Source organism: Ruegeria sp. R8_1 (assembly GCF_017743815.1).
GTDB classification, from domain to species: Bacteria; Pseudomonadota; Alphaproteobacteria; order Rhodobacterales; family Rhodobacteraceae; genus Ruegeria; species Ruegeria lacuscaerulensis_A.
Genome location: NZ_JAGHRL010000002.1, coordinates 469,005 through 494,629 on the forward strand (window position 1 = coordinate 469,005; position 25,625 = coordinate 494,629).

General features: G+C 58.7%; 23 protein-coding genes and 1 tRNA gene. 8 read left to right on the forward strand and 16 right to left on the reverse strand.

Annotation, left to right across the window (positions count from 1 at the left end; all coding sequences use genetic code 11):
* Positions 1-134: 134 nt before the first annotated feature.
* From J7380_RS06390 to J7380_RS06415, 6 genes are all read right to left on the reverse strand, one after another.
* The gene (locus J7380_RS06390; RefSeq protein WP_209194979.1) at positions 135-1,127 is read right to left on the reverse strand and encodes an ABC transporter ATP-binding protein; all 993 of its coding nucleotides are present in this window, start codon (positions 1,125-1,127) and stop codon (positions 135-137) included.
* The gene (locus tag J7380_RS06395; protein ID WP_209194980.1) at positions 1,124-2,158 is read right to left on the reverse strand and encodes a Gfo/Idh/MocA family oxidoreductase; all 1,035 of its coding nucleotides are present in this window, start codon (positions 2,156-2,158) and stop codon (positions 1,124-1,126) included. Before J7380_RS06395 ends, J7380_RS06390 begins: the two co-directional genes overlap by 4 nt.
* Entirely contained in the window at positions 2,155-2,994 is an 840-nt protein-coding gene (locus tag J7380_RS06400) for a carbohydrate ABC transporter permease (RefSeq protein WP_170352414.1), read from the reverse strand. The genes J7380_RS06395 and J7380_RS06400 overlap by 4 nt, the downstream gene beginning before the upstream one ends.
* A gap of 10 nt (positions 2,995-3,004) precedes the next feature.
* Positions 3,005-3,919: a sugar ABC transporter permease gene (locus J7380_RS06405; RefSeq protein WP_209194981.1), complete on the reverse strand. Its 915-nt coding sequence runs from the start codon at positions 3,917-3,919 to the stop codon at positions 3,005-3,007.
* 65 nt (positions 3,920-3,984) lie between these two features.
* Complete coding sequence (locus J7380_RS06410) at positions 3,985-5,238, reverse strand: ABC transporter substrate-binding protein (RefSeq protein ID WP_209194982.1); 1,254 nt, start codon at positions 5,236-5,238, stop codon at positions 3,985-3,987.
* Positions 5,239-5,255: 17 nt separating this feature from the next.
* Positions 5,256-6,149, reverse strand: a complete 894-nt coding sequence (locus J7380_RS06415; RefSeq protein WP_209194983.1) for an N-acetylmuramic acid 6-phosphate etherase — start codon at positions 6,147-6,149, stop codon at positions 5,256-5,258.
* 168 nt (positions 6,150-6,317) lie between these two features.
* Between J7380_RS06415 and J7380_RS06420 the strand changes: the two genes are divergently transcribed.
* The 5 genes from J7380_RS06420 to J7380_RS06440 all read left to right on the forward strand — a co-directional run bounded on the left by J7380_RS06420 (position 6,318) and on the right by J7380_RS06440 (position 10,297).
* Positions 6,318-7,193, forward strand: a complete 876-nt coding sequence (locus tag J7380_RS06420) for a BadF/BadG/BcrA/BcrD ATPase family protein (RefSeq protein WP_209194984.1) — start codon at positions 6,318-6,320, stop codon at positions 7,191-7,193.
* On the forward strand, positions 7,180-7,929 hold the full coding sequence (locus tag J7380_RS06425; protein WP_170352419.1) for a GntR family transcriptional regulator: 750 nt from the start codon (positions 7,180-7,182) through the stop codon (positions 7,927-7,929). The genes J7380_RS06420 and J7380_RS06425 overlap by 14 nt, the downstream gene beginning before the upstream one ends.
* A 19-nt stretch (positions 7,930-7,948) precedes the next feature.
* A complete protein-coding gene (locus J7380_RS06430) occupies positions 7,949-8,977 on the forward strand; it encodes an SIS domain-containing protein (RefSeq protein WP_209194985.1) in 1,029 nt (342 codons plus the stop codon).
* Positions 8,974-10,110 carry an N-acetylglucosamine-6-phosphate deacetylase gene (nagA, locus tag J7380_RS06435; protein WP_209194986.1) on the forward strand — a complete coding sequence of 379 codons (1,137 nt, stop codon included), beginning with the start codon at positions 8,974-8,976 and terminating at the stop codon, positions 10,108-10,110. The genes J7380_RS06430 and nagA overlap by 4 nt, the downstream gene beginning before the upstream one ends.
* Before the next feature lie 112 nt (positions 10,111-10,222).
* Positions 10,223-10,297, forward strand: a tRNA-Gly gene (locus J7380_RS06440).
* A gap of 66 nt (positions 10,298-10,363) precedes the next feature.
* Here J7380_RS06440 and J7380_RS20330 read toward each other — a convergent pair.
* Positions 10,364-10,534, reverse strand: coding sequence for a hypothetical protein (locus J7380_RS20330; RefSeq protein ID WP_247742423.1), 171 nt, complete (start codon positions 10,532-10,534; stop codon positions 10,364-10,366).
* Between J7380_RS20330 and J7380_RS06445 the strand changes: the two genes are divergently transcribed.
* The 3 genes from J7380_RS06445 to J7380_RS06455 all read left to right on the forward strand — a co-directional run bounded on the left by J7380_RS06445 (position 10,533) and on the right by J7380_RS06455 (position 15,224).
* Positions 10,533-12,245, forward strand: coding sequence for an ABC transporter transmembrane domain-containing protein (locus J7380_RS06445; RefSeq protein ID WP_247742424.1), 1,713 nt, complete (start codon positions 10,533-10,535; stop codon positions 12,243-12,245). The two genes, J7380_RS20330 and J7380_RS06445, sit on opposite strands and share 2 nt — an antisense overlap.
* 152 nt (positions 12,246-12,397) lie before the next feature.
* Complete coding sequence (locus J7380_RS06450) at positions 12,398-14,287, forward strand: acyl-CoA synthetase (RefSeq protein ID WP_209194988.1); 1,890 nt, start codon at positions 12,398-12,400, stop codon at positions 14,285-14,287.
* Between the two features lie 13 nt (positions 14,288-14,300).
* Positions 14,301-15,224 (forward strand): alpha/beta hydrolase, encoded by a 924-nt coding sequence (locus J7380_RS06455; protein ID WP_209194989.1) that lies wholly within the window; start codon positions 14,301-14,303, stop codon positions 15,222-15,224.
* Here J7380_RS06455 and J7380_RS06460 read toward each other — a convergent pair whose 3' ends face one another.
* From J7380_RS06460 to J7380_RS06500, 9 genes are all read right to left on the reverse strand, one after another.
* Entirely contained in the window at positions 15,225-16,061 is an 837-nt protein-coding gene (locus J7380_RS06460; RefSeq protein ID WP_209194990.1) for an alkaline phosphatase family protein, read from the reverse strand.
* 138 nt (positions 16,062-16,199) lie between these two features.
* Positions 16,200-17,837, reverse strand: coding sequence for an ABC transporter ATP-binding protein (locus tag J7380_RS06465; RefSeq protein WP_209194991.1), 1,638 nt, complete (start codon positions 17,835-17,837; stop codon positions 16,200-16,202).
* A complete protein-coding gene (locus J7380_RS06470; RefSeq protein WP_209194992.1) occupies positions 17,834-18,649 on the reverse strand; it encodes an ABC transporter permease in 816 nt (271 codons plus the stop codon). The genes J7380_RS06465 and J7380_RS06470 overlap by 4 nt, the downstream gene beginning before the upstream one ends.
* Positions 18,646-19,602 (reverse strand): ABC transporter permease, encoded by a 957-nt coding sequence (locus tag J7380_RS06475; protein WP_170352428.1) that lies wholly within the window; start codon positions 19,600-19,602, stop codon positions 18,646-18,648. The genes J7380_RS06470 and J7380_RS06475 overlap by 4 nt, the downstream gene beginning before the upstream one ends.
* A 16-nt stretch (positions 19,603-19,618) precedes the next feature.
* Positions 19,619-21,205, reverse strand: a complete 1,587-nt coding sequence (locus tag J7380_RS06480) for an ABC transporter substrate-binding protein (protein ID WP_209194993.1) — start codon at positions 21,203-21,205, stop codon at positions 19,619-19,621.
* Between the two features lie 125 nt (positions 21,206-21,330).
* Positions 21,331-23,322: a CocE/NonD family hydrolase gene (locus J7380_RS06485; RefSeq protein WP_209194994.1), complete on the reverse strand. Its 1,992-nt coding sequence runs from the start codon at positions 23,320-23,322 to the stop codon at positions 21,331-21,333.
* Between the two features lie 51 nt (positions 23,323-23,373).
* The gene (locus J7380_RS06490; protein WP_209194995.1) at positions 23,374-24,477 is read right to left on the reverse strand and encodes a DUF4147 domain-containing protein; all 1,104 of its coding nucleotides are present in this window, start codon (positions 24,475-24,477) and stop codon (positions 23,374-23,376) included.
* On the reverse strand, positions 24,477-24,914 hold the full coding sequence (gene dtd, locus J7380_RS06495) for a D-aminoacyl-tRNA deacylase (protein ID WP_209194996.1): 438 nt from the start codon (positions 24,912-24,914) through the stop codon (positions 24,477-24,479). Before dtd ends, J7380_RS06490 begins: the two co-directional genes overlap by 1 nt.
* A gap of 15 nt (positions 24,915-24,929) precedes the next feature.
* Positions 24,930-25,598, reverse strand: coding sequence for a nitroreductase (locus tag J7380_RS06500; protein ID WP_209194997.1), 669 nt, complete (start codon positions 25,596-25,598; stop codon positions 24,930-24,932).
* Positions 25,599-25,625: the final 27 nt, after the last annotated feature.

The window sequence follows — 25,625 nt, forward strand, 5'->3', positions numbered from 1 at the left end:
CATTAAAGCCGCTGTATTTCGACCTGAAAATAGATTCATTTTTATTGCGCTAAATCGCGCCGAAGCCCTGCCTGCGCGACACAGACAGGGTTTTAAAATCATCTAAATTGATTGATCACATCGCCGTGATGGGGTTAACGCAGCCGCTGTCCATCTGCATCGAACCGATACGCTTTTTCGGGCGCGAACCCGAGGCGCAGGTCTTGGCCTTCGGATATTGCGTGTTGACCGAACAATCGCGCCGTCACCGAATGGTTCTGAACGGTCGCAATGACGTTGGTATCACCGCCCAGTTTCTCGACATGGCTGACCCGCGCTGACAGTGGGCCGTCGTCAGACAGAAACAGATCCTCTGGGCGAATCCCAAGGGTGTCTGACCCCTGATCTAACAGGCTTTCGGGCAGGAAGTTCATCGAAGGGGATCCGAGGAATCCCGCAACAAACTGGTTGGCGGGGTTGTTATACAGCTCCATCGGAGAGCCGATCTGCTCCACCCGCCCATCGCGCAGCACGACGATCTTGTCGGCCAGCGTCATCGCCTCAGTCTGGTCGTGGGTGACATAGATCATCGAGGCATCCAGTGCCCGGTGCAGGTTTGCGATCTCAATCCGCGTATTCATCCGCAGCGCCGCGTCGAGGTTCGAAAGCGGTTCGTCAAACAGGAACAGTTTCGGCTCGCGCACGATGGCCCGCCCGATGGCGACGCGTTGGCGCTGACCGCCGGACAGCTCAGATGGATAGCGGTCCAGATATTCCTCAAGGTTCAGCATCCGGCTGGCAGTGGCGACGCGTTCCTCAATCACCGCTTTGGGCTGTTTCTCTTGTTTCAGCGCCAGTGTCATGTTTCCGCGCACGTTCAGATGGGGATAGAGCGCATAGCTTTGAAACACCATCGCAATCCCGCGTTTCGACGGCGGCACCAGATTGACGGTCTGGCCGTCGATATTAATCTCACCCGAGGACGCATCCTCCAACCCCGCGATCACGCGCAGCAGGGTGGACTTGCCACAGCCCGAGGGGCCGACGAAGACGACGAATTCGCCTTCTTCCACCTCAAGCGAGATGTCTTTGAGGACACGCACTTCGCCAAAGGATTTGTTCACGTTGGTCAGGGTCAGAGCAGTCATGTTGCGGACTCCTTAAGCGAAACGGGCTGGCCGGTGCGGATGCTTTCATCTGCGGCCAGACAAATGGCAAGGGATTGGACGGCGTCATTCATATGGCGCGTCAGGTCGATATCGTCAGCGATGGCGCGCAGCATATACGCCTGTTCGGCGTCACAGAGTTCCTGATGGCCGGGCTCATCGGGCATCTCGACGGTACGGTCGCCGCCCGGCGTGTGGATCAGCAGACCACCAACCTTGGTATGGCCGTCGATATCCGCCGACGCGCCCTTGTTGCCGTCGGTGATCGAGACCGAGCCATTGGGCGAGACGATGTCTTTCACGAAAAACGCGGTTTCGGACATCATCGGGCCCCATCCGGCCTCATACCAGCCGACCGAGCCATCCTCGAAGATCACCTGAAACTGACCGTAATTATACATGTCCTCGGCGATCTCATCCGACAGGCGCAGGCCCATGCCATGCACGCGGAGGGGCTGCGCATCGGTGATCTGGCACATCACATCCACATAATGCACGCCGCAATCCACGATGGGCGAGGTGGTCTGCATCAGCGCCTTATGCGTCTCCCACTCCGCCCCCGAGGACTGCTGGTTCAGGTTCAGGCGGAACACATAAGGCCCACCCAGATCGCGCGCCTCGGAGATCAGGCGCATCCAAGAGGGGTGGTGGCGCAGGATATAGCCGACCACCAGTTTGCGGTTCAGGCGGGTGGCCGTTTCGACCACGCGCCGCGCGTCTGTCACATTTGTCGCCAGTGGTTTTTCAACGAAGACATGCGCACCAGCTTCCATCGCGGCGCAGGCGTAGTCGGCGTGGCTGTCGGAATAGGTGGCGACGACCACCAGATCGGGGTTGGTCTCGGCCAGTGCGGCGTGGAAATCCGAATAGGCGGGGTATTGGCCCAACTCGGGGTGATCTACACGGCCCGACCGGTTCACCAGCCCCACGATCTGCGCGTCCGCGTGGTTGTGATGGGCCAGCGCGTGGCAGAGACCCATATTGCCAAGGCCAGCGATCAGAACTTTGGTCATTTGACAGCTCCTGAAGTGATGCCGCGGATCAGCTGGCGTGAGAAGATGACATACAGAACCAGCACCGGCAGGATTGCCATCGACAGTGCTGACAGAACCGCGTTCCAGTCGGTGACGAATTGACCGATAAAGACCTGACTGCCCAGCGTGAGCGTCTTGGTTTCCTCAGCCGGGGCGAGGATCAGCGGGAACCACAGGTCATTCCAGATCGGGATCATGTTGAACACGGCCACGGTCGCCATCGCGGGTCGGACCAGAGGCAGAACCAGCCGGAAAAAGATTGTGTATTCCGACAGCCCGTCGATGCGGCCCGCGTTTTTCAGATCGTCACTGACCTGCCGCATGAACTCCGACAGGATGAACACGGCCAGAGGTAGGCCTTGCGCGGTATAGACCAGAATCAGCGCCCAAAGCGTGTTGACCAGCCCGGTGGCCACCATCATCTCAAGGATCGCCACGGTGCCGATGCGGATCGGGATCATGATCCCCAGCGCCAGATACAGCCCCATCAGCAGGTTGCCCTTGAACTGGTACTCCGACAGCGCATAGGCCGCCATGGCCCCGAACAGCAGGATGAAGAACAGCGACGCAACGGTGACGATCATCGAGTTCTGGAAATAGAGGAAGAAATCTCCCTGCTTCATCACCGTCTCGTAGCCGATCATCGAGAAACTGTCGGCATTCGGCAGCGCCAGCGGCTCGCGAAAGATCGCGCGGCGGGATTTGAAGCTGTTGATGATGATCACAAAAACCGGGAACAGGGCGATCAGCGTGTAAAGGATCAGCGCCCCGTGCATCGCGGCGGTATTCAGCGGGTTATGGCGTGCTTTGTTCATCTATGCGCCCTCACAGTTGATACCGGCGCATCCGGGTCTGGATGCCGAAGAGGTAGATGCAGACGCCCACCAGAATGATCGCGAACATGGCCCCGGCGATGGCCGATCCCATATGCGGGTCGCCCAGTTGCAGCTGGAAGCCAAAGAAGGTGCGGTACATGAAGGTGCCTAAGATGTCCGTCGAGAAATCCGGCCCCGCCAGCGCGCCTTGGGCGGCATAGATCAGGTCGAACGCGTTGAAATTGCCCACGAAGGTCAGGATCGAGATGATCCCGATCGAGGGCAGGATCAGCGGCAGCTTGATCTTCCAAAAGGCCGAGGCTCCGGTGATGCCGTCGATCTCTCCGGCCTCAAGGATTTCTTCGGGGATGGTCAGCAAGGCGGCATAGATCAGCATCATCGGGATGCCCACGAATTGCCAGACCGAGATCAGCGCCAGCGTGGTGAGCGCATATTCCTCTTTTCCCAGCCACGGCGCGAACAGGGATTTCAGGCCAACCGCGTCCAGCATCGACGGCGCGATGCCCCAGATGGGCGACAGGATCAGTTTCCATGCAAAGCCAACGATCACAAAGCTCAGGATTGTCGGGATGAAAATCGCCGACCGATAGAGCGCCGAGAACCGCAGGCGGGGGTGGCTGAGCAGGGCTGCCAGAGCGATCCCGATGGGGTTCTGCACAAGCATATGGATCAGGAAGAACCAGAAATTATTGCCCAAAGCGTTCCAGAACTGCTCGGACCAGACGGGGTCGAAAAACAGGGTTTGAAAGTTCTGCAAGCCCACGAACACGCGGCTCTGATCCACTTCGGAATAGAGCGCCAGCCGCAGTGTGTTGAACAGCGGGAAAATCATCACCGCCGTATAGACCAGCACAGCAGGGGCCAGAAACACGACGATATGCCAGCGGAAGCGGGGGCGGTTCATGGGTCAGCTTTCAAAGGGGTGCAGGGTGTACCCGGGCGGGCGTTTCCGCCCGGGTATGGATCAGCTTACCGATGCGGAGCGTACCAGGAGGCAAGACCTTCCTGCAGCTCGGCGCCCAGTTCTTCGGGCGATTTGGCACCCTTGATGGCCGCAACGGATGCGCCCCAGGTCTCGTTCTCAAGGTTCGGCGTGCCACGCGACAGGATCTGATAGGTCGAGCGGATGGTCGATTCACACTCATCACGCCAGCCGACGATTTCCTTGGCCAGCGGATCCTGCAGCTCAACCGGCGTGCTGGACAGCGGGAAGAAGCCGGGTAGGGCGTTGCCGAAGATTTCCGCGAATTCGGGGCTTGCGACCCAGGACAGGAAGGTTTCAGCCGCTTCGGGGTTCTCGGTCGCGGCGTTCATGCCGATGCCGATATCGGTGTGATCCGAGATATAGCAGGTGTCGCCCGCATTGCGGACCGGCGGCTTGAATGCGCCCATTTCGAAATCAGCCTGCGCGTTGAAGCCCGAGATTTCCCACGACCCGGCAGGGTAAACAGCCGCACGGCCCAGCGTGAAGATGTTCTGGCTGTCGGGATAGGTCTGTGCCTCATACCCGTCGCCCAGATACTCACCCCAGCGGGCCAGCGTGGCGTAGGGGGCGGTCCAGGCCTCATCGGTCAGCTTTTGCTCGCCTTTGATCAGCGCCTGACGGCCTTCCTCACCTTTCCAATAGTTCGGGCCGATGTTGTTATAGCCCATGGTCGCGGCTTCCCACTGGTCGTTGGTGCCCATCGCCATCGGGATATAGGTGCCGTCTTCCTTGATCTTGTCGAGGGCGGCAAAGAACTCATCCTCGGTGGTCGGCACGTCGATGCCCAGCTCGTTGAACGCGTCCTTGTTGTAGATGAAGCCGTGAATCACCGACGCCATCGGAACACAGAAGCTGACCGCGCCGTCATCGGTCTGCCACGCTGATTTGGCGACATCCGAGAAATTGCCCATCGCCTCGACGCCGGACAGATCAGTCAGGTGTCCGGCTTCGTACAGCGCCAGCGAGGCGTCAAACGGACGGCAGGTGATCAGGTCGCCAGCCGAGCCCGCATCCAGTTTCGAGTTCAGAACGGCGTTGTATTCGGCGGGGGCCGAGGGCGTGAATTGTACCTTGATGCCGGGGTTGGCGGCCTCAAATGCAGGAATGATCTGATCCTGCCATAGGGTCAGGTCATCGTTGCGCCAGCTTTCGATGGTCAGCGTGACATCTTCGGCCATGGCAGCCGTACCCATAAGGGTTGAGCCCAGCAGAGCCAGCTTCAGACTTGTGCGTTTCATTTCATTCTCCCAGTTGGTTAGCAGTTGTTATTCATGTTTAGCGCGGTGCTCAGGATGCCGTCGGCTTCTTCAAGCCGCGCCAGTGCGTCGCCCTTTGACACGCCAAGGGCAGCGATCAGGATGGCCGGTTTCACGTCGCCGTTCGTCTGCGCCAGCGCAGCCTGGGCTGCATCGGTGTCGACCTTGGCGATCCGTTCCACGATTCCGGCAGCGCGCGCACGTAGCTTGTGATTATCAGCGCGCAAATTCACCATCATGCCGCCATGCACATGCCCCAGATCAAGCGCCATGAGCGAAGACAGCATATTGAGCGCGATCTTCTGCGCCGTCCCAGCCCCCATGCGGGTCGAGCCCGAGATCAACTCGGGTGGCGTGGCGAGCAGAATTGGTATGTCAGCGGTTTGAAGAAGAGGGCTTTCCGCATTATTGGCGATGCCGATCAAGGTTGCCTTTTTGGCGCGCGCGATGTCACCCGCTGTCAGAGTATAGGGCGTGGATCCGCTAGCCGATACCGCGATGACGGTATCGGTAGGCTTTAAGTCGGACAGGGCGTCGGCAAGCCCTACGTCCGAGTCCTCTGTATCGCCGGGCATTTCAACACCGGTCGGTAATCCGCCTGCCATGTGAATGCGCAAGCGACTTGGAGGGATCGAGAATGTCCCGCCCAGTTCCTGCGCATCCGCTGCGGCCATCAAACCAGATGATCCGGCGGCGACGTAGTGCAGTACGCCTCCGGTGCGGAGTGTTGCCGCCATTGCCGCAGCTCCCCGCGCGATCGCGGGTGCCGCACGCTCAACAGCCTGCGCAGCAGCGATTTGACCAGCGGCCAAGGCGCGGGCCGAGTTGGCCAGATCGCTCCGGTCAAGTTGGGCGGCATCAATGTGCAGTTGTTCAGTCGACGGCAGCGTCAAGAGAATCCCCCTTACAGTCCTTTTACAATACCTATGTAATACCACTTGTCTATAACTTTATTATTGCAAGAGATGTTTGGGGGTTTTTGCGTTAAACTCCGGGAATTTGCGATTTGTGCCCGAATTTTGGTCTTTCCTGTGAAGTAAAGGTATTATAATGGTATTGTCATGACTGAGTCTCAAAACACCGCGTTTCTGGCCGTTGACGGTGGTGGAACCCGATGCAGGGTCGCTGCTGAGGTTGATGGCGTCGTTCATTCGGTCGAGACCGGAGCAGCCAATGTATCAACGGATTTCGAGGGCGGGGTTCGTCAGATCGCTGCCGGTTTGTCTGAATTGGCAGCGGGGCTGGATACCTCTGTAGCAGAATTGGTGCGCTGGCCCGCCTTTATCGGGCTGGCCGGAGTAACGGGTGACAGCGTCGCCGATCGACTGCGAGTGGCGTTGGACATGCCCAACGCGCGGATCGAGGATGATCGACCTGCAGCGGTAAGGGGCGCATTGGGTTCCTCAGATGGCCTGATCGCGCATTGCGGGACCGGGTCATTTCTGGCTGTTCAGATCAACGGTGACATCCGCCTTGCCGGAGGGTGGGGGCCTATCTTGGGCGACGAAGCATCCGCGCAATGGGTTGGTCGACGTGCGCTGTCCGAAGTGCTGAATACGGAGGATCAGATCCAAGCGAAGTCGAGCTTGACGCAAGCGTTTTCTAACCAGTTCGGCGGTGTTGCTGGAATTGTCGAATTTGCGGGACAGGCCGCGCCGGGGGCGTTCGGCGCATTGGCACCTCAGGTCACAGCCGCTGCCGCCGATGGTGATCAGGTTGCGCGTCAGGTCATGCAGGCAGGTGCCGATTACATCGGTGGAATGGCGAAACGCCTTGGGTGGAAGGCGGGGTTAACCCTGTGTTTAACAGGCGGAATTGGCCCGCACTATGCCGATTATCTGCCCGCAGACATGCAAGCTGCGCTAAGACCAGCACAGGGCGAACCGCTGATCGGGGCCTTGGCCTTGGCAAAGGAGGACGCTCATGAGCATTGCTGACTTCTTGCGCGCAGAAGCGTGGCTGAGCCCCGAGAACGGACCGCGATATGTTCAGCTGCGCCGCCGCCTTCAGGAAGGGATAGATACGGGCGTGCTTGCGCCGAATTCATCTCTTCCGTCCGAGCGGGAATTGGTGGATATCACTGATCTGTCCCGCGTCACGGTGCGAAAGGCTATTCAAGAGCTGGTGCAGGAAGGTGTGATCGAACAACGTCAGGGTTCAGGCTCGTTCATCCGCGAGCGCGTGCCCCGGGTCGAACAATCGCTGACACATTTGACGTCTTTCACCGAAGACATGTCGAGCCGCGGAATGCAGACCACGTCAAAGTGGTTGGAGCGGGGCGTATTTGCGGCGACGTCTCAAGAGATAGCTGCGCTGAACTTGCCGGAAGGCGCGCAGATCGCCCGCATCTATCGTCTGCGCGAGGCAGACGGCCGCCCCCTGGCGCTTGAGAAAGCGGCACTGCCGTTGGACATTCTGCCGAATCCGATTGAGGTGACCACCTCGCTCTATGAGGTTCTGGACGGGTTGGGGCGTCGTCCCGTTCGGGCGGTCCAGAAAATTTCGGCACTTAATCTTGCTGCGCGCGAGGCTGAGTTGCTGGATGTGCCGGAAGGGGCGGCAGGGCTGAACATCGAGCGACTCTCATTTCTCAAAAACGGGCGGGTCGCGGAATTGACCCGCTCTCTCTATCGCGGTGACGCTTATGACTTCGTCGCCGAGCTGCGGCTCTAACCGGAAGGATCGAAGGCCGATGTCCGAACATACATCCAAGATGCGTCAGGAGATTTTGGAAATCCCTGCCGCGGTTGACCGGCTGCTAGGCAGTGGCGCGGCTAGTATTCAAAACGCGGCCGCGCTGGTCCGGGAAACCGACCCGCGGTTCCTGATCACGGTGGCGCGCGGGTCATCCGACCACGCGTGTAGTTATCTGAAATATGCCAGCGAGCTATTGCTTGGGCTGCCTGTGGCCTCGGTTGGGCCGTCGGTTAGTTCGATCTATGGGGCCGACTTGATGGCGCGGGGCGCTGTATGCCTGTCGGTGTCTCAATCTGGCCAAAGTCCCGATATTGTCGGATTGACGCGCTCGCTGCGGTCATCAGGGGCTGTTGCGCTGGCGATCACCAACAACTCGGAATCGCGATTGGCAGACGTTGCGGATGCGATGCTGCCGCTGCACGCCGGCCCCGAGTTGAGCGTCGCTGCCACCAAGACATTTGTGACTTCGCTGGTGGCAGGGCTGTGGTTGCTGGCCGAAGTCAAGGGCGATGCTGAACTGTTGGGGGCGATACGGGCGCTTCCCGCCCAGTTGGAACGTGCAGCACAGTGCGACTGGTCTGCAGCGGCGGCTACGATTACTGGGCGTTCGCTGTTTACTTTGGGCAGGGGGCCATCTTTTGCGATATCGGGCGAAGCGGCGTTGAAGATCAAGGAAACCTGTCAGATCCATGCAGAAAGCTATTCAGCTGCCGAGGTGCTGCATGGACCGGTCTCAATCGTCGAGGACGGGTTCCCAACCATCGTCTTTGCGGCTGGAGATGCGGCGGAGGACACGACGGCGCAGGCCGCTGACGCGTTGGCCGATAAGGGGGCCATAGTTTTCGCCACCACGGATCGCGTCACGCGGGCGCAGCAGTTGCCAGTAGAGCGTACGGATCATTGGATCACCGATCCGATCACGACGATCACCGCGTTTTACTCTATGGTCGAATCCGTCGCCAGTATGCGCGGCATTGACCCGGACGCGCCGCGTCACCTCAAGAAAGTGACCGAGACGGTATGACAACAGACAGAGTGATCTTTCGAAACGGTGCAATCTTTGACGGCAAGCGGTTGCTGAGTGATCATGCGCTTGTATTCAGCAGCGGTCAGAGTGTGGAAATCGTAGCAGACGCAGAGGTAGCGGCTGTTGGGGATCACATTGATCTGAACGGGGATATCGTTAGTCCGGGTTATGTGGACTTGCAGGTGAATGGCGGCGACGGTGTCATGCTGAACGATGATCCTTCGGTCGAAACCATGCGCCGGATCGCGCAGGCCCATCGCCGGTTGGGAGTCGCGGCTTTGCTGCCGACTTTGATCACGGATACCAGCGAAAAGACTCGGGCGGCGATCGCAGCGGCCATTCAGGCAGTGAAAGAGGGCGTTCCGGGTGTCGCGGGATTGCATTTGGAAGGCCCCCATCTGTCGGTTGCCCGCAAGGGGGCGCATGACGGTGATCTGATTTGCCCCATGTCCGATACCGACCTTTCCATGTTGCTTGAGGCGGCGCAGCATTTGCCTTGCCTCAAGGTGACTGTGGCACCTGAAACGGTCTCGGAACAGCAAGTTGGGGCGCTGAGTGATGCGGGCATTCTTGTCTCGCTCGGGCACACGGATGCAGATTTCGCGACCTGTCAACGTTACGCAGCAGCCGGGGCACGCTGTGTGACCCATTTGTTCAATGCCATGAGCCAATTGGGCAACCGCGAGCCCGGTTTGGTTGGCTCTGCTCTAGCCAACGGTGGTCTTTCAGCCGGGCTTATTGCAGACGGCATCCATGTCCATCCTGAAACGATGCGAGCTGCTTGGGCTGCCAAATCCGGCCCGGGCCAGATCTATCTGGTTAGCGATGCAATGGCCGTTGCAGGCACTGATTTGTCCGAGTTCAGATTGGAAGGTCGCCGGATCACGCGAACTGATGGGCGACTGACTCTGGAGGATGGCACTTTGGCTGGGGCCGACCTGGATTTGACGACAGCCATCCGCGTGCTGGTGACGCAGGTGGGTGTTCCTTTGCCAGATGCTCTGACAGCTGCGACGACCTATCCCGCCCAGTTGATTGGGCAAACGCATGGACCGTCGATGAAGCACAATCAAATGATACGCATCAGTGCAAACCTTGAAAAATGCACGTGGTTGTTTCCTACTGAATGAACTGCTTGGCAAAGGCTTGTCGGCTGCGCAATTTTTCGGCGCTGAATTTGAAAACAGCGGCCGAAGGACGCTTGACGCCATCTGACGCATCGCTTAAACCGACCTCCGCTGAGCGGGCGTCGTATACTGGCTATTACCTCAGCCTTCCAAGCTGATGAAGCGGGTTCGATTCCCGCCGCCCGCTCCAAGTCAGCCCCAAAATTCTGCGTCAAAAGGCCCGTTTGGTGTTCGATTTTGCCATGGCAGCTTGACCCTACGCGCTGTCATCGCCAAGAAGCGCTGAAATAAACGCGAACACCACGTAAGGGCCAGTCATGGCAAGAAACGCCTCAGCCAGTCCATCGGCAAAATCCGCGCCCGGCGCCAGCGAAGAGCGCGCGCGTTCCAGAAAAATCGGCGTTCTGGGCTCGTTGTGGCCGTTCATGAAGCCCTACAAGCTGTTGATGATCGGCGCGACATTGGCATTGATCCTAACGGCCAGCATGACATTGACTCTGCCGTTGGCCGTGCGCCGGGTGGTGGACAACTTCCGCATCGAAGATGGCGAGTTGCTGGATTGGTACTTTCTGGCTGCGCTGGGCATCGCCGGTGTCTTGGCCATCGGAACAGGTATTCGCTATGCACTGGTGACACGGTTGGGTGAGCGCGTCGTGGCCGACATTCGTAAGGCCGTGTTCGACCGCGTCATCGGGATGAGCCCCGAATTCTATGAACGCATTATGACCGGAGAAGTCCTGAGCCGGATCACTACTGACACGACGTTGATCCAGTCTGTGCTGGGTTCGTCCGTTTCGATTGCGTTGCGCAACATGCTGATGTTTGTCGGTGGATTGGTGTTGATGTTGCTGACTTCGGCCAAGCTGACTGCGATGGTCCTGCTACTGATCCCGCTGGTCGTGGTGCCAATTCTGGTACTGGGTCGCCGTCTGCGGGCCATCAGCCGCGAGAATCAGGACTGGATCGCCGCCTCATCCGGCAATGCAGGCGAGGCGCTGGGTGCGGTTCAGACCGTTCAGGCCTTTACCCACGAACAGGCAAGCCGCGCCCAGTTCGGAGAGATGACGGAAACTTCATATGAAGTTTCATTGCGCCGTATCCAAACCCGTGCCGTTTTGACTGTGATCGTGATTTTTTTGGTTTTCTCCGGCATCGTGGGCGTTTTGTGGATGGGCGCGAATGACGTCCGCAACGGTGTGATGACCGAAGGTGTTTTGATCCAATTCGTGATCTATTCGATCATCATGGCTGGCTCGGTCGCGGCCTTGTCAGAGATTTGGAGCGAGCTTCAACGTGCAGCCGGCGCGACCGAGCGTCTGGTCGAATTGCTGAACGCGCAGGACACCGTGAACGACCCCACGCAAGCCAAGGCCCTTCCCGCGCCGGTGCGGGGCGAGATACGGTTCGACGGCGTGACGTTCCGCTATCCTGCGCGGCCGGATGTGGTCGCGCTGGATCAGATGACTCTGACGGTCAGCCCGGGCGAAACGGTCGCCTTTGTCGGGCCTTCGGGGGCAGGTAAAACCACTGTCATTCAGATGATTCAGCGTTTTTACGACCCAGATGCCGGCGGGGTAAGCCTGGATGGCATCGACCTGCGTGACTTGGACCGAGCTGAATTTCGGCGCCACATGGCGCTGGTCCCCCAAGACCCTACGATCTTTGCCGCGTCGGCCCGTGAGAACATCCGCTTTGGCCGGTTGGACGCAACGGATCCTGAAGTCGAGGCCGCCGCCCGCGCTGCCGCCGCGCATGATTTCATTTCGGCATTGCCGGAAGGCTATGACAGTTTCGTAGGCGAACGGGGCGTCATGCTGTCGGGTGGTCAGAAACAGCGCATCGCCATCGCGCGCGCCATCCTGCGCGATGCGCCAGTTCTGCTGCTGGACGAGGCGACCTCGGCGCTGGATGCGGAAAGCGAGCGGGCGGTGCAGGGTGCTGTGGATCAGATGCGTGCGGGACGCACCACGTTGATCGTCGCACACCGGCTGGCCACCGTGAAAAAGGCGGACCGGATCGTAGTGATGGATGCAGGTCAAATTGTGGCGCAGGGTACTCATGATGATCTTGTGGCGCAGGATGGTCTTTATGCACGTCTGGCGCGGTTACAGTTCACCGATGGTGTAGCTGCCGAGTAGTATGACGTTAGGGAAACGGATTTTCGCCGTAGCGTAATTTAGTTTTTTACCCCCTCCCTCTCTAACCCGTTGCTTGAACCCGCGTGGTTTTGCTTCCATCCTGTGATGGAAAAATCCGCGCGCAGGTTGCGATATAAAACGGGAGGAGACGCATGTCGTTTGTTGGCATCGACGATAAGAAGAAACTTGAACAGGAAATGCCGTGGGAGGATCGGGACGTTCCGGTCACGTTCCACCAGTTACTGTCGCGGACCGCGACCAAGTTTCCGAACAACAATGCGATCAGTTTTCAGTTGTTTTCTGGTCCCACAGACAAGGCCGAGACGCTGACATGGTCGGACCTGCTGGGCAAGGTCAATCAGGCCGCCAATCTCTTCCGGTCGTTGGGCGTTGGGGAAAAGGACGTAGTCGCCTATATCCTGCCCAACTGTAACGAGACGCTGATCACCATGATGGGTGGCGCGGTTGCAGGTATCGTCAACCCGATCAACCCTTTGCTTGAACCCGAACAGATTGCAGCCATTCTGCGTGAAACCGGTGCCAAGGTTGTTGTCACGCTGAAATCCTTCCCCAAGACGGATGTGGCCCAAAAGGTTGAAGAGGCCGTGCGGCATGCGCCCAAGGTCAACACAATCCTCGAAATTGATCTGAACCGCTATTTGACCCCGCCCAAGTCATGGATCGTGCCTCTGCTGCGTCCCAAGATGGGCGACAAGGAACATCTGGCGCATGCGGATTACAAAAGCTTCAGTAAAGAGCTTGCCAAACAACCGACCACTCTGACTTTCGAAGACAGTAAGGAAGACCGCGTCGCCTGCTATTTCCACACCGGTGGTACAACGGGTATGCCCAAAGTGGCACAGCACAAGTACTCGGGCATGATCTATAACGGCTGGCTTGGTGACACGCTGCTGTTCTCGGACGAAGACGTTGTTATGTGCCCGCTTCCGATGTTCCACGTCTTTGCCGTACATGTGATCATGATGGCGGCAGTGTCGTCGGGTGCGCATGTGGTATTCCCGACGCCGCAAGGCTATCGCGGCGATGGTGTGTTCGACAATTTCTGGAAGCTGATCGAGCGTTGGAAGGTGACGTTTATCATCACTGTCCCAACGGCGATTGCTGCCAAGATGCAGCGCCCGGTAGATGCCGATATCTCAAGCGTGAAAACTGCGTTCTCGGGCTCGGCCCCGCTGCCGGTCGAGCTGTTCCGCCGCTTTGAAGAAGCCACGGGCGTCACGATCATCGAAGGTTATGGCCTGACCGAGGCAACCTGTCTGGTGTCGTGTAACCCGACGGATGGTGAGAAAAAGATCGGCTCAATCGGGATTCCGTTCCCCTATACGGACGTAAAAATCCTTAACGACAGCCCGGACGGCCCGGTCGAGTCTGCTACCAATGAGATCGGCGAGATCTGTATTTCGAACCCGGGTGTCTATGCTGGCAATACCTATACCGAAGCAGACAAGAACGTAGATCTTTACCATTTCGACGAATACCTGCGCACAGGCGATCTGGGCCGCTTTGACGAGGATGGATACCTGTGGATTACGGGCCGGGCCAAAGACCTGATCATTCGCGGAGGTCACAATATCGACCCGGCCGAGATCGAAGAGGCCCTGCTGGGCCATGAGGCAGTCGCATTCGCTGGTGCCATTGGCCAGCCCGATGCCTATGCGGGCGAAGTGCCGTGTGCCTTTGTTGAACTTGTTGATGGGGCCAAGGTCACTGAAAAGGAACTTATGGAGTATTGTGACGTTCACGTTCACGAACGCGCCGCACAACCCAAGCACATGACCATTTTGGACGAGCTTCCCAAGACCGCCGTCGGAAAAGTGTTCAAACCCGAACTGCGCAAACAGGCGATCACCCGTATCTACAACGGTGCGCTGGAAAAAGCCGGTGTCGAGGCACGTGTTGTCTCGGTGCTTGATGATAAAAAACGCGGTTTGGTCGCACAGCTTGACGCGAACGGTTCCTCGGACGACGATGTCAGTAAAGTGCTGGGATCGTTCACCCGGCCATGGGAATGGGCTGCCTGACTGCGGAGGGGACATGGACTATGAACGCCTGATCGACGAAGAAACCTGGGCGTTCATAAGACGTACCGCTGAAAGCTATCCAGATGATGCGGTTGATCTTTCCATCGCGGATCAGCGCAACGTGTATGACGCCATGTGCCGCGACTTTCGCCAACCGCGCCCGGCGGGCGTTGAAACAGAAGACAGGCACGCCGAAGGTGTGCCTGTTCGCATTTACACTGCCGGTGATCCGACACGGACGGTCGTCTATCTGCATGGCGGTGGGTTTGTTGTCGGAGGACTGGACAGCCACGATGACGTCTGCGCCGAAATTTGCGCGCAGACCGGGTACCGAATTGTTGCCGTAGATTATCGGCTCTGCCCCGAACATGTGCATCCGGCGCAGTTTCAGGATGCGTGGACCGCAGTGCAATGGGCCGCGCGTGAATTCGGTGACCCGCTTGTGCTGGCCGGAGACAGCGCCGGGGGCAATCTGGTCGCCGCTGTATCTCATCACGCGCGGGGTCGGCTGGATGGGATTCTGGGGCAGGTTCTGATCTATCCGGGATTGGGCGGGGACCGCTCCAAAGGGTCATATATCGAACATGCCCATGCGCCGCTTTTGACGTTGGAAGACATAGTCTTTTACGAAAAGGTGCGTTGCGGTGGCACACCTCCGCAAAATGACCCGACTTACGCACCTTTGCAGGATGCGGATTTCGCCGGGCTGCCGCCCACGGTGATTGTGACGGCGGATTGCGATCCACTGCGGGATGACGGGCCAGACTATCGCGAACGGATCAAAAAGGCCGGAGGGAAGGCACATTGCATCAACGAAGCGGGGCTGGTGCATGGCTATCTGCGGGCACGAAGCTCGGTCAAACGTGCCGCAGATAGTTTTGAGCGGATTTCGATCGCGATTGAAGCGCTGGGCCAGCAAATCTGGCCCTATGACTGATCATTTTAGAAAGGGTTGCGCCTTCATGGTCTCGGCCACCGATGCGCCCATCCTCTTCAGGATCGTTGGTGCCAACTGAAGCTGGTCTATGACCGTATCCGCCTCGGGGCCTTCCGCGTCGCCGAAGTAATACAGCGCCGTTTCCTGTTGCAGTGGACTGCGCCCTCCGTGGTGGCCGCGGTCGTCCTGACCGTGGTCGGCGGTGACGATCACCTCGTACCCCAACTGGCGCCAGCGGGGGATAAATGGGGCCAGCATCTCGTCCATGACAAAACAAGCGTGGTCCATCTCTTCGCTTTCGTGGAAAAAACGGTGCCCCATGCTGTCCAGAGTGCAAGTGTGCAGGATGCCGTAATCAAGCCCGAACCGCAGGCACATATTGGTGAGCTGGGCGAACAGGTCCACGTCGCAGGGCGTCATCTGATTGGCTTTGCCGTAGCCCGTCATGGTGTGGAACCGGCCGTGGTTGATCGTCTTGCTGTTGGGTTCGTCATATTCCACGTCGCGCACGTAGTCGAAGGGATGGCGGTTGAAGAACTGCGACCAAAAACTATGAGTGACTGCACCTGTGACACCCCCGGCCTCGCGTACCTGGCTGAACACGTCCTTGTGGCCGAGGCGGAAGACATTGCCATTGCCGGTGCAGCCATGTTCCTGCGGTGAGACACCTGTGTGGATCGAAGCGTAGCAACTGGCCGAGATTGACGGCAGCACCGCGCGGTGTTTCCACACGCGTGCCTCGCCGCTGTCGACCCACCCTTCGAGGTTGCCAAACAGACGGCGGAAATTACGCCAAGGGACACCGTCAAGGATGATGAGAAGAAGTTTGCGGTCCATGGTTCGGCCTTTTCATGGGGTCTTTCGGCGACCCTACGAGATTCGCAGGGCAGGGGCAGCTTGTTCCCGCCCCAAATAGCAAAATCCCGACACCTGTTTGTGACAAGCGTCGGGATTTTATGATTGTTTTTCGTGGGATCAGTTCCCGGCGCTCTCCATCTTGCGGTGGGCGACAACCTCTTCCAGCCAGCCCAGATGCATTTCGGGCACCGAGCTGAGCAGGAGGTCGGTATAGTCGTCGAACGGCGGGCTCAGAACCTGCGATTTCGGGCCGTAGCGGACCACACGGCCCTGATACATCACCGCAATACTGTCGCTGATTGCGCGGACCGTCGCCAGATCGTGAGTGATGAACAGATAGGCCACGTCCTCAATCTTCTGCAGGTCCAGAAGCAGCTTCAGGATGCCGTCTGCCACCAGCGGGTCCAGCGCCGAGGTGACCTCATCACAGATGATCATCTTGGGCTTGGCCGCCAAAGACCGCGCGATACAGACACGCTGTTTCTGCCCGCCGGACAGCTCTGCCGGATAGCGGTCGATGAACTTCTCGCCCAGCTCGATCTCGTCCAGCAGTTCCACAATCCGCTTGCGTTTTTCAGCGCCGCGCATGTTGAAGTAGAACTCCAGCGGGCGGCCGATGATAGTGCCCACGGTCTGACGCGGGTTCATAGCCACGTCGGCCATCTGGTAGATCATCTGCAGCTCACGCAGGTCCTCGCGGGTGCGGCCCTTGAGGTCGGGCGACAGCTTGCGCCCGGCAAATGTGATCTCACCATCGCGGGGTGGCAACAATCCAGTGATGACTCGCGCCAGCGTGGACTTGCCCGAGCCGGACTCGCCCACAACCGCCAGTGTCTGCCCTGGATGCAGCTCAACATTGACGTTATGCAGCACGTCGAAATTCAGCCCCTTGTAACGCGCGGTGATGCCGTCGACGCTGAGCACCGGTTCAGGTGTGGGCTGCTTTTCCTCGTGTTCGATCGAACGCACCGAGACCAGGGCCTTGGTGTACTCTTCCTGCGGGTTGTTGATGATCTGGTCGGTGGTGCCGTATTCGACCGTATTGCCCATGCGTAGGACCATGATGTCATCACTGACCTGCGCAACGACCGCCAGATCATGCGTGATATACAGCGCGGCAACCCCGGTATCGGCGATGGCTTCCTTGATGGCCATCAGAACGTCGATCTGCGTGGTCACATCCAGCGCGGTGGTGGGCTCGTCGAAAACCACCAGATCAGGCTCGGGGCACAGGGCCAGCGCTGTCATGCAGCGCTGCAGCTGACCGCCCGAGACCTGGTGCGGATAGCGCTCGCCGATATTGTCGGGGTCGGGCAGACCCAGCTTGGCGAACAGCGCGCGCGCGCGGGCTTCGGCCTCTTTACGGGTGAACTTTTTCTGTTCAACCGCAGCCTCAACCACCTGATCCATGATCTTTTTGGCGGGGTTAAAGGACGCCGCAGCGGACTGAGACACATACGTCACCTCACCCCCGCGCAGCTTGCGGATATCGCCATAGGACGTCTTCAGGATATCACGCCCGTTGACCCAGACTTCCCCACCGGTGATCTCAACGCCACCCCGGCCATAGGCCATCGAGGCCAGACCGATGGTGGACTTGCCAGCCCCGGATTCACCGATCAGCCCCAGCACCTTGCCGCGTTCAAGGTCAAAGCTGACCCCGTGCACGATTTCGATGTCATGGGGCTTTTCGCCCGGCGGATAGACGGTCGCGCCGATCTTGAGGTCGCGGACCTTGAGAAGGGTATCACTCATCCCCGGCCTCCTTTCAGCGATGTGGTTCGGTTCAGGACCCAGTCAGCCACAAGGTTGACCGAGATGGCTAGCGTCGCGATAGCCACAGCGGGGTAAAGCGCCGCGCCGATGCCGTAGACGATGCCGTCCTTGTTTTCTTTCACGATCCCGCCCCAATCGGCCAGTGGCGGCTGAACGCCCAGCCCCAAGAAGGACAGTGTCGAGACGAACAGAACCGCAAAGATGAAACGCAAGCCCAGTTCCGCCACCAGCGGCGACAGAGCGTTAGGAAGGATTTCGCGGAAGATGATCCACGACTGCCCCTCACCGCGCAGCTTGGCGGCCTCGACATAGTCCATTACGGCGATATCTACCGCGACCGCGCGGGCCAGACGATAGACGCGGGTGGAATCCAGCAGACCCATGACGATGATCAGAACCGGAATGGTCACTGGCACCATCGCCAGCACCACCAGTGCGCTGATGAGCGTCGGGATCGACATGATCAGGTCAACTGTTCGGGACATGACCTGATCGGCCCATCCCCCCAGAACAGCGGCCAAAAATCCAAGGATCGAACCGGTCACAAAGCTGAGGATCGTCGCAGCCGTTGCGATAAAGATCGTGGTCCGCCCGCCATAAATCATGCGGCTGAGAAGGTCGCGCCCGATATTGTCGGTCCCAAGCCAGAACTGCGAACTGGAGGGTTCCCAGACATCGCCCACGACCTCGGCCATCCCATATGGGGCCAGCAAAGGAGCCAGCAGAGCAATCAGAAAGTAGAGGGCTGTAAAGGCCAGCCCGATCATTGCAGAGATAGGGATGTTCTTCATTTCGGATGCCTCAGCCTTGGGTTGGCCAGAATGGCAACGATATCTGCAACCATGTTCAGTCCGATATAGATCGCGGCAAAGATAACGCCGCAGGCCAGAACCACGGGAACATCTCGTTTGGTTACGTGGTCCACAAGGTACTGCCCCATGCCGGGATAGACGAACACCACCTCAACCACGACAACGCCGACGACCAGATAAGCCAGGTTCAACATCACCACATTGACGATAGGCGCGACTGCATTGGGCAGCGCGTGGCGGTAGATGATTTTAAAGTTGGTCAGACCCTTCAGTTCAGCCGTTTCGACATAGGCCGACTGCATCACGTTCAGAATAGCGGCGCGCGTCATACGCATCATGTGCGCCAAGACAACCATGGTCAGCACCATGACGGGCAGTGCGATCGAGTTCAGCTTTTGCCCAAGTGACATGCTGTCATTGATCATTGCCAGCGGCGAGAACATGCCCAGTTTTACGGCAACGAAATAGACCAACACATAGCCGATCAGGAATTCCGGGATCGAGATTGTGGTCAGCGTGACAGCCGAAATCAGCTTGTCCGGCCACCGGTTGCGGTAGCGCACTGCCAGCAGGCCCAGAAAAATGGCCAGTGGAACCGAAACCAGCGCGGCCCAGAACGCCAGGAACAGAGTGTTGTTCAGACGGCCGCCAACAGATTCGGCGATGTCCAGCTTGTTTGTCAGGGATTGGCCCAGATCGCCTTGCACAATGCCACCCAGCCATTCGAAATAGCGGGTCAGGGCAGGGCGGTTCAGACCCATTTCTTCGCGTAGGTTAGCCAGAGCTTCAGGGGTTGCGGACTGCCCCAGGACGGCTTGCGCGGCGTCTCCGGGAAGGGCTTCGGTCAGGCCAAAAATCAGGGCCGAAGCGCCGAGCAGCAATAGGAGTCCCAGCGCCAGGCGCTGGGAAACCAGTTTCAGAATAGGATGCATTCGTCCGTGATCCGTATCAGGCGAACCACATCTTACGAGACATCTGGCCGTTCATCAGCTCTTGGGTCGGGTCGGTCTCCCAACCTTCCAGCTGGTTGCTGACGCCTTCGACAAAGTCGTTGAACATCGGGCAGATCAGGCCGCCTTCGTCGCGGACCATCTGGCCCATCTGGCTGTAGATGTTCTTGCGCTTGTCATTGTCCAGCTCGGCACGGGCCTGGAACAACATTTCGTCAAAGCTGGCAACCTTGAACCGCGTGTCGTTCCAGTCAGCGGTCGACAGATACGCGGTCGCGTACATCTGATCCTGAACCGGACGGCCACCCCAATACGAGGCGCAGAAGGGCTGAACGTTCCAGACTTCGGACCAGTAGCCATCGTTGGGCTCACGCTTGATTTCCAGCGGGATACCGGCCTGAGCGGCGGTTTGCTGGAACAGAGCGGCGGCATCCACGGCACCCGGGAAGGCACCATCTGCGACGCGCAGGATGATGGGCGATCCGTCATGACCGGACTTCTTATAGTGCTCGGCGGCTTTTTCGATGCTGAATTCACGCTGTGGGATCGAGCCGTCGAACAGAGGATATGCCGCGTTGATCGGCATGTCGTTCCCGATCGAGCCATAACCACGCAGGACCTTGTCGACCAGTTCCTGACGGTTGATCGCATATTTCAATGCCAGACGCAGTTCGTTGTTGTCGAACGGTGCGGTGTCGCAATGCATGATGAACACATAGTGCCCGCGACCGGCTGTTGAATGCACGGTCAGGTTGGGGGCGCGGCCCAGCAGGTCTGCCACTTTGGGCTCGACCCGGTTGATCGCGTGAACCTGACCCGACTGCAATGCGGCTGTACGAGCGGTTGCGTCGTTGATTACAACCACTTCGACGCTGTCGAAGTTGCCGAATTCACTGTTCCAGTGGTTGGCGAATTTCTTGAAAACATGGCGTACGCCGGGCTCGTCGACCTCCAGCTGGTAGGGGCCGGTGCCGATACCGGCGCCTGGGTTGTCCATGCCGCCGTCTGGCTGGATGATCAGGTGGTAGTCGGCCAGCAAATAGGGAAGGTCGGCATTCGCTTCGGTCAGTGTGACCTGGAAATACTCGCCATCGGCCTTCATGGACTCGATGCCCTTCATGATGCCCAGAGCGCCGGACTTGGAATCTTCGTTCGAGTGGCGCTCCATGGTTTTCAGCACATCTTCGCTGGTCATGGTCTTGCCGTTGTGGAATTCAACGCCTTGACGCATTTTGAAGGTCCAAACCTTAGCGTCCGCGCTGCCTTCAACGCTTTCGGCGACGCGGGGTTCGATCGAGCCATCGGGCGCGACCTCGACCAGCGTGTCACCGAACTGCTTGCCGTTCGCAAACGGAACCGAGCTGGCATAGGTTGCCGGGTCAAGCGAGTTGGTGGATTCGCCGCCCTGAAGGCCCAGCTTAAGATCGCCGCCCTTTTTTGGTCCCGCTGCGCGAGCTGCATCTGCAAACATGGTGCTGGCCATCGCTGCCGAAACACCCAATGCCGCCGCTTTTCCCATAAATTCGCGGCGGGTCAGTTTCCCGGCTGTGACCTGTTTGGTCATGTGAGTGAGTTGTTCGTTCATCCAAAGATCTCCCAGTTGATTGGATTTCAGCCCTTGCGCGGGCTTTTTATTGACGCATGAGTCAAAGTTGGCTGATTTTTGCCCACCGGGCAAGTTTTATTGTCATACATTTATACCGCACCGAGTCACATCTGTTCGCGCGGGATCGAATCCTCCGTTTCCTTTGAAAAAACCTCTGTCTCGCCCTCATAGGCGATCAGTTTGGCTTTCAGGTAAAAGGTGTTGATATCCGACCACATTTCACAAGTGGTCACGGTGCGCAGGTGAATGTCATCCCGGCGCATTTCCTGTGTCCACACACATTGACCGCGCGCTGAAAGCGGATCTTCGGGGTGAATAGACCATTTTTCAGTGGCCGTGCCCCCGTGTGTCAGACCGTGGTGTTTATCTGTGATCAACCCAAAATCATCTTCGATGATCAAGTGCGTTTCGCCCGTGTTCATGTCCGTTTCTACACGACGTTTGTTGCTGTCTGCACGCAGAGTGTCGACATCGCGAGGGGTTTCAGAGTCGGCGGGTTCGAACACCCATTCGTCCCCGGATGACGGGCGGAGAGGGATATCGATCTCACCATTGGTCATATGAAGCTCGGTCGCCTCGGGCGAGGGCCAGATTAGCGGCCAGTAAGCGCTTGAGATTGCGACACGCAAATGGTGCCCTTTGGGAACGCGGTACGCGATATGGTCGAGGTCCAGTTCTATCTCGAAGGGTACGTTGGGTGTCAGGGCAGACGGGGTCGCGTGGCTGTCTCGGTGTGACAGATTAAGGACCCCATAGGTGATACGCGTCGACGCACCGTCGGGGTGCACGTGGTTCAGACGCACGGCAATCTGTGCTTGTGGTTTATCAGCGCTGACGCGCAGCCGTAGTCGGGGCGCGCCAACGATATCCAAATCATCGGACAGTACTGCGCCGTCGAAACAAGCAGACAACGCGTCATCCCCCCGCTGATCACCGGGCATGTCCGGACCGAGCCAGATGGCACAGTACTCGCCGCCTTCCATCCCGCAGTTTTGCGGTGACCGGATGCGAGCGTCCAGCGCGCCTGACGCGCCCAACCCGTTCTTGGTCAGCGCCAACGTCTGGACAGGCAAGTGCGAGGTCGCGCCCTTTTCTTCAACGATCCAGCGGCCGGGACGTTCGGTGTACCAGCGTTGCGGTCGCACCCCATCCATCAGATAAGCGCGATAGTCGGGGTCCTGATCCACGCCGGTATCCGCACCTTTCAACCAGTGGTCCCACCAGCGCAGCGCCTCTTGCAGGAAGCCAATCCGGGGCTCGGGGATCGCGAAATGCGGGTACTTGTGCACCCACGGTCCCATGATCCCTTTGGCTGGGGCGTCAAGTTGTTCGACCAGCAGAGGAACAGTGTTTTTGTAGGCGTCACCCCATCCTCCGACAGCGAGGGTTGCGGCCCGGATAGCGCCGAAATCCTCGCAGACCGAGCCGTGCTGCCAATAGGCATCCCGAGTCTGATGCCGCAGCCAGACCGACGGCAGGAATGGTTCATTTTCCAGTCGATCCAGCCATAGTTCGCGCCAGTTCGGGCGCAGTGCCGGATCAGGAGCGCGTGACGAATACGACCACATTGTTGCCCCCCAGCCGAGGTTTTCGTTCAGCAGGCAACCACCCTTGTAGTGGATGTCGTCGGCACAGCGGTCCGCGGTCGAGCAGAGGGTGATGATCGCCTTTAGGGCCTCGGGCTGCATGGCAGCGACCTGCAACGAATTGAAACCGCCCCAGCTGATCCCCATCATCCCAACTTGACCCGTGCACCAGGGTTGGTCGGCCAGCCACCGGATCGTCGAGACGGCGTCGTCCAACTCTTGCTGGGTGTACTCGTCCTCCATCAGCCCTTCGCTGTCGCCATTGCCGCGCATATCGACCCGAATGCAGGCGTAACCGCGCTTAGCGAACCAAGGATGTGTCAGGGCATCGCGCGTCGCGGTGCCGTCGCGTTTGCGGTAAGGCAGGAACTCCAGAATGGCGGGGACAGGATCGTCCTGCGCATCCACCGGTCGCCAGACGCGGGCAGACAGGCGGCACCCATCTGGCATGTGAATACCGATATCTGGCAGGTCTTCGATCTCGCGCAGCGCATTGGAGAGATGAGTCATCGGATCAGTCTCGTGGTCTTGTGCGTTTCGGGTGAGATAAAAATCGTCAAATCAAGAGCGAATTGCGACAACCAAATCCATCACGTTTGTCCCGGTGGGGCCGGTCACCAACAAAGCATCTGCACGCTCAAGGTAGCTGCCGCTGTCGGCATTCTGCAGCGCTTGCTCTGCGCCGTCTGCCCAAGTGGATCCATTGACAATACCGCCTGCCGCCTGCGTCGGACCGTCAGTACCGTCAGTGCCGCCTACGACCACCGTCAGCCCTTCGACGCCAGCGATTTCCTTGGCCAATGCCAGCGCCAGCGCCTGATTGCGTCCGCCGCGTCCCGGATCGTCCGGCAGAACAACCGTCGGTTCGCCTCCGAAGATCATGACCCCCTTTGGCATGTCGCGCAGGCGTGGGCCGAGAGTCGCTGCAACGGCAAGAAAATCGTCGTGCAAAGCTTCTTCGTCGGCAAATACCGCTGCGCCTTCGATTTCGGCTTGTCGGACAGCGGCCGCACGGGCGTGGGCGTTCGAGGCCACAATCTGTGCCGATGCCTCGAAATCACGGGTATAGGGAAGCGCTCCAATCCCCGAGCCGATGACATTCAGATCATCCCCAGGCACATCCGAGATCGCCAGAACCGTTGCCTTGCGCCCTTTGAAATGGGACAGCAATCCGGCCCCCTTGATCCGGGATATCTTGCGACGTTCGACATTCATCGCAGTGATATCAAGCCCTTGGGACAAAAGCCGTTTGTTCAATCGCTCAAGATCATCCAGCGTCTGGCCTGGTACCAGATCTTCCGCCAGCGATGATGCGCCGCCTGACACGAGCAGTAGCAGGTGCGACGAAGCTCCCATTCCTTCCACGGTTTGTCGCAGCGCACGCCCACCGTCCAGACTGCGCGCGTCAGGAACAGGATGAGACGCCTCGATCACCGTTACATGATCAGGCAGGCCCCGTCCGTGATCGTCCTTGGTGACGACAAGGGTTGGCACCGGGCCGAAATGCTCAAGCGCGGCGAGGGCCATTGCCGCTGCAGGTTTTCCCACTGCCAGAATTTGGTCGGGCGCTGGGATATCACCAAGGGCTGTCCGCGTTGCGGTGTGGCCGCCAACGGCATCCACGCCTGCTTGCCAGATGCGTATTGCCTTTTGCGTTTGGTTCATCAGTTCTCCACCCAGATTGTGACCGGCCCGTCATTTACCAGTTCCACGGCCATATCCGCACCGAATTGCCCGGTTTCGACAGGTATTCCTTGCGCGGCCAGAAAGCGCGCGAATTCTTCGTACAGGTGCTTGCCAATATCAGGCGAGGCAGCTTCTGAGAAACCGGGCCGGTTTCCTCGTGTCGTATCTGCCGCCAGCGTGAACTGGCTGATCACAAGCGCCGAGCCCCCGATATCCAGAACCGACCGATTCATCTTGCCGGCGTCGTCCTTGAAAATTCGAAGTTTTGCGATTTTGGTCGCCAACTGCTCGGCTTTACTCAAGTCATCGCCCTGCATGGCACAAACCAGAATCATCAGGCCGGGACCGGTCCGCCCAACGACAAAACCATCTACGCTGACCTTGGCTTTGGAAACTCTTTGTAAAACGGCCCGCAAGTGCTGCTCCTTTGGTTAATAGGCCCAGGTGATAAATTCACTTGGTGCAGCGCGTGTTGTACGAAACCTATTTGCCGGATGCTCTGAATCCGCATAGCCGAAGGAAATTGCGCAAAGGATCAGCCGGTCGTCAGGGATGTTGAAAAACCGGTGCAGGAATGGGCCATAGCTGGCCACGGCTGCCTGCGGGATAGTCGCCACGCCCAAAGCCTGCGCTGCCAGCGTAAAGGCGGTGACAAAACCGCCGCAATCCATTGCACCATATGAGCCCAGCTCGGCCGGGCTGGACACAATCGCGCAATGAGGCGCACCGAAAAGGGTAAAGTTCTGCATCATCTGTTTTGCGGAGGCGGATCGGTCTCCGCGTTCAACTCCCACCGCTTCGTATAAGGCCCAGCCACATTCGCGGCGACGGTCCTTGTAAACGCCAGAATATGACGTCGGAAAGGGCAGATCAGGCGCAGGCGCGCCAGTGGTCGCCTCTTCTTGCAGCGCTTTTCGGAAGGTGTCGGTTTGGGCACCGCTGGTAACGACAACGTCCCATGGCTGTGCATTGCACCAACTTGGCACACGTGCCGCGCTTGTCAGTATTTGCTCGATCTGGTCTTTCGGAATCGGATCAGGGCGAAAAGCGCGGCAGGAATGGCGCTCGTCCAGCAACTTGTTCAATTCGGATAGCGTCACACTGGCCTCTCCCCTCGGCGTTGACGA